This window comes from Nocardiopsis sp. TNDT3 (assembly GCF_003427465.1).
GTDB lineage: Bacteria > Actinomycetota > Actinomycetes > Streptosporangiales > Streptosporangiaceae > Nocardiopsis > Nocardiopsis dassonvillei.
Window position 1 is genome coordinate 1 of the sequence record NZ_QPFC01000970.1, and the last position, 4,353, is coordinate 4,353.

Here is a 4,353-nt window from a genome sequence, read left to right on the forward strand (position 1 = left end):
GGGTGCGGCGGTCCAGCAGGTCAGCGGCGTCCATGGCTCCCTCGTGGCGCACCCCGAAGCGGAGTTCGGCCCCGGTGACCCCGCGGACGAGGGGAGCGAGCAGCTCCGGGTCGGCGTCGGCCTCGGCCAGCACGGCGACCGCCTCGGTGCCGTACCTGGCCACCAGGCGGCGCGGGGCGGCCACGGCGTCGAGCTCCTCGCGCGGGGCCGCGCCGACCAGGGGCAGCGCGCGGGTCCGGCAGGGGCCCGCGGACAGCCCGCGGGAGCGCACGGCGGTGTCGACGGCCTGCTCGGCCATGGCGCGGTAGGTGGTGAGCTTGCCGCCGACCACGGTGACGGTGCCGTTCGGGGCGACCGTGACGGCGTGCTCGCGGGACAGGTCGGCGCTGTCCCCGACCCCGTGCACCAGCGGGCGCAGCCCGGCGAAGGCGCCCAGGACGTCGGAGCGCTCCAGGCGGGTCTCCAGGGCCCGGTTGAACTGGTCCAGCAGGAAGTCCACGTCGCTGTCGGGCACCTCGGGCACGTCCGGCACGGTGCCGTCCACGGGCTCGTCGGTGAGCCCGGCCAGGATCCGGCCGTCCGGCTGGGGCAGGGCGAACACGAAGCGGCTGGCGCTGCCGTCGACCGGCACGGTGAGCGCGGCCCGGGGGCGGCCCAGGGCGGCGCCGTCGAGTACCAGGTGGCTGCCCCGGCTGGGGCTCAACCGCACGTGGGGGTCGAGCCGGTCGGCGTGGACCCCGGTGGCGTTGACGATCGCGCGCGGGCGCACGGGGACGATCCGGCCGGTCACCCCGTCGCGCAGCACGGCGCCGTCGGCGGCAAGGCTCTCGGCCGAGCAGCGGGTGAGGATCCGGGCGCCCTCGCGGGCGGCGGTGCGGGCCAGGGCCACCACGAGGCGGGCGTCGTCCACGAGCTGGCCGTCGAAGGACACGACACCGCCGAGGAGCCCCCGCCGCGCGACGCCCGGGAGCAGGCGCAGGGTCTGGCGCGGACCGACCACGCGGGGCCGGGGCAGCACGCCGCCGGGCGTCCCGGCCATGATCCGCAGCAGGTCGCCCGCCCCCGCCCCGGCGCGGACGAACAGGGCGCGCGCGAGTCCGCTCCCCCGGTGGACGGGGACGACCATGGGCAGGGGCCGCACCAGGTGCGGCGCGGTGACCCGCATGAGGACGTCGCGCTCGCGGGCGCTCTCGTAGGCGATGGCGACCTGTCCCCCGGCCAGGTAGCGCAGGCCGCCGTGGACCAGCTTGGAGCTCCAGCGGCTGGTGCCGAAGGCCAGGTCGTGGCGTTCGACCAAGGCGGTGGACAGGCCGCGCGCGGCGGCGTCGAGCGCGACTCCGGCGCCCGTCACTCCCCCGCCGACGACCAGGAGGTCGATCCGCGGGTCGTGCTCCAGCGCGGCGAGGTCGGCCGCGCGCCGGGCGGTGTTGAGGGAGGAGGAGGCGGGGACCGCGGGGCTCATGGGCTCTCCTGGTTCGGGGGGCGGAGGTAGCCGTCCAGGAGGGCGGCGAGCTCGTCGACGAGGCCGGACTCGTCGGTGACGTCGGCGAACAGGCGGCGGGAGGTGACCGTGCCCTGGACCGTGACCAGTACGAGGCGGGCCAGCACCGCGGGGTCGCCCGCGCGCACCGACCCGTCGCGCTGGCCCTCGGCCACGACCGGTTCCACCAGTTCGAGGGCCGCCCGGTGGCTGGTGCCCAGCCGCTGGAAGGTGTAGGTGGCCAGGAGTTCGGGCTCGGTGTCCACGATCCGGACGAACAGCGGGTGGGCGAGCAGCGCGCGGGCGACCCCGGCCGCGTGCCGGACCAGCCGGGCGCGCACGTCCTCCCCGGCGGGCCCGCCGGGGCCGTCGCCCTGGTCGGCGAGGATCCGCCGCAGCTCCCGGGTGAGCAGGTCGGCCACGAGCGCGGTCGCGTCGGGCCAGCGCCGGTACACGGTGGGTCGGCTGACCCCGGCGCGGCGCGCCACGTCGGTCAGGGTGGTGCGGCGCACCCCGAAGGCCTCGACGCAGGCGCGGGCCGCGTCCAGGATGCGGTCTTCAACGTTACGTATTGACGCCATATGTAAAACTGTAGAGCATGACTGACGACACTTCCTCGGAGGCGGTGCCCGAGATGAGCTGGTTCGGGTGGGGCGACCCCGCCCGGGCGCGCGCGCTGGACCCCGGCCTGCGCGACCTGGTCTCCCAGGTGCTGCGGGCCCCTCTGGCGGACCTGCCCCCCGTCCCCGAGGAGCGGGTGGAGCTGCCCCCCTCCCGGCTGGACGAGCGGCTGCGCGGACTGCTCGCCGGTGTGGTCGGGCCCGGCCACGTGGACGACGGGGACGCCGCCCGGCTGCGCCACAGCGGCGGCAAGAGCACCCCCGACCTGCTGCTGCGCCGCGCGGGCAGGGCCGACCCCGCGCCGGACGCCGTCCTGTACCCCGCCGACCACGACCAGGTCCGGCGCGTCCTGGAGGTGTGCTCGGCCGAGCGCGTGGCCGTAGTGCCCTTCGGCGGCGGCACCAGCGTGGTGGGCGGGGTCGCGCCCCTGCGCGGCGGTCTGCGCGCCGTGGTCTGCCTGGACCTGCGCCGCCTGGACCGGCTGGTGTCGGTGGACACCGCCTCGATGACCGCCGTCCTGGGCGCGGGCGTGCGCACCCCGCGCGCCGAGGCGCTGCTGGCCGAGCACGGGTGCACGCTCGGGCACCTGCCGCAGAGCTACGAGTACGCGAGCCTCGGCGGCTACGCGGCCACCCGCTCCAGCGGGCAGGCCTCCTCCGGGTACGGCCGCTTCGAGGACATGGTGGTCTCGCTGCGCGCGGCCACCCCGCGCGGCACCCTGGACACGGGCGGACCGCCCGCCTCGGCGGCCGGTCCGGACCTGGGCCGCCTGCTGCTGGGCTCGGAGGGGACGCTGGGCGTGATCACCGAGGTGGGCCTGCGGATCCGCCGCCGCCCCGAGCGCGTGCTGGACGAGGCGTGGTCCTTCCCCGACTTCGCGGCGGGCGTGGACGCGCTGCGGACCCTGGCCCAGTCCGGGATCCGGCCGACCATGGCGCGGGTCCTGGACGAGGCGGAGACCTTCGTGGGAGCGGCCGTGGGAGGGCGCGAGTCCGCGCCCGGCTGCCAGGCGGTCCTGGGCTTCGAGGGCACCGGCGCCGAGGTGGAGGTCCGCGCGGCCGCCGCGCGGGAGGCCATGGCCGGGGCGGGCGGCACCCCGCTGGGCCCCGGGCCGGTGGCGCACTGGCGCGGCAACCGGTTCTCCGCGCCCTACCTGCGCGACTCCCTGCTGTCGGCCGGGGTGCTGGCCGAGACCCTGGAGACCGCGGCCCCCTGGAGCGGCCTGCTCCCGCTGTACGCGGCGGTCTCCGGCGCGCTCACCGGGGCGCTGGAGGACGGGGAGGGCGGCGCCGTGGTGATGTGCCACGTGTCGCACACCTACCCCACGGGCGCCTCGCTGTACTTCACGGTGGTGACGGCGGCCGGGGCCGCGCCGCTGGAGCGCTGGGGCCGGGCCAAGCGGGCCGCCTCGGAGGCGATCGCCGCCAATGGCGGGACGATCACCCACCACCACGCGGTGGGGACCGACCACCTGCCGTGGATGGCCGCGGAGATCGGCCCCCTGGGCGGGGAGGTGCTGCGCGCGGTCAAGGCCGCGCTGGACCCGGAGGGGGTCCTGAACCCGGGCAAGCTCATCCCCGCCCCGTAGGGCGGCGTCCGGCCGGGCCCCGGGGGCGGCCGTCCGCCCCCCGGGAGGACCTCAGGCCCGCTCCCCCTCTCGGGAGAGCTGGCGCTCCACCCGTCCGGCGAAGTCGGCGAGGAAGTCCAGGGCCTCGGCCTCGCCGACGCCGTCGCCTCCGCCGACGGTGTAGGAGACCGTCACACCGACGTTGACGGTGACGAAGACCGCCGAGCCGTAGGCGTCGCCGTCGGTGTGCCCGTCGCCCTCGAAGAGCACCGCGTACCCGGTGTCGCCCGCGGACACGGGGCGCCAGTCCAGGAGCACCGCCGTCTGGTCCTGCTCCTCCTCGTGGTGCCCCAGCTCGCGGTCGCGGAGCTGGTCCTCGAGCTCCCCGTGGAACCTCTCGACGGCCTCCCCGCCGTCCTCGTACTCGAAGAGGGAGGCGGTGACGTGCAGGGGAAAGCCGTCGACGTTCCCGACACTGCAGTTGAGGTAGCCGAGCACGCCCGCCTCGGCCAGGTACGCCGTCCCGTCGTCCTCGACGGTGGTGTACTCGCCCTCGGCGCGGGGGCTCTCGGTGCCGGGCACGGAGTCCACCACCTCGGCGGGCAGCAGCCGTCCGCAGTCGGGAAGTCCCGCGTAGGGGCGGCCGTCGGCGATGTTCCACACCACGACGCCCAGGGAGGCCGCC

General features: G+C 77.0%; 3 protein-coding genes and 1 pseudogene. 1 reads left to right on the plus strand and 3 read right to left on the minus strand.

All coding sequences use genetic code 11. The features are described from left to right. Together DQW06_RS22410 and DQW06_RS22415 are read right to left on the minus strand one after the other, a co-directional pair. Positions 1–1,462, minus strand: a 1,462-nt coding sequence (locus DQW06_RS22410; RefSeq protein ID WP_157983561.1) for a glycerol-3-phosphate dehydrogenase/oxidase, incomplete at its 3' end; no start/stop codon positions are given. Next, positions 1,459–2,061, minus strand: a complete 603-nt coding sequence (locus DQW06_RS22415; RefSeq protein WP_013151359.1) for a TetR/AcrR family transcriptional regulator — start codon at positions 2,059–2,061, stop codon at positions 1,459–1,461. The genes DQW06_RS22415 and DQW06_RS22410, both read right to left, overlap by 4 nt. Positions 2,062–2,078: 17 nt before the next feature. Here DQW06_RS22415 and DQW06_RS22420 point away from each other — a divergent pair, with 17 nt between their 5' ends. Then, a complete protein-coding gene (locus DQW06_RS22420; protein WP_198662517.1) occupies positions 2,079–3,689 on the plus strand; it encodes an FAD-binding oxidoreductase in 1,611 nt (536 codons plus the stop codon). A 51-nt stretch (positions 3,690–3,740) separates the two neighbouring features. Here DQW06_RS22420 and DQW06_RS22425 read toward each other — a convergent pair. Continuing rightward, a pseudogene (locus tag DQW06_RS22425) lies at positions 3,741–4,353 on the minus strand (hypothetical protein); the annotation flags it as partial.

Coding starts and splice junctions, on each gene's coding strand:
- DQW06_RS22420 (WP_198662517.1), top strand. CDS start 2,079: ATGACTGACGACACTTCCTCGGAGGCGGTGCCCGAGATGAGCTGGTTC.
- DQW06_RS22415 (WP_013151359.1), bottom strand. CDS start 2,061: ATGGCGTCAATACGTAACGTTGAAGACCGCATCCTGGACGCGGCCCGC.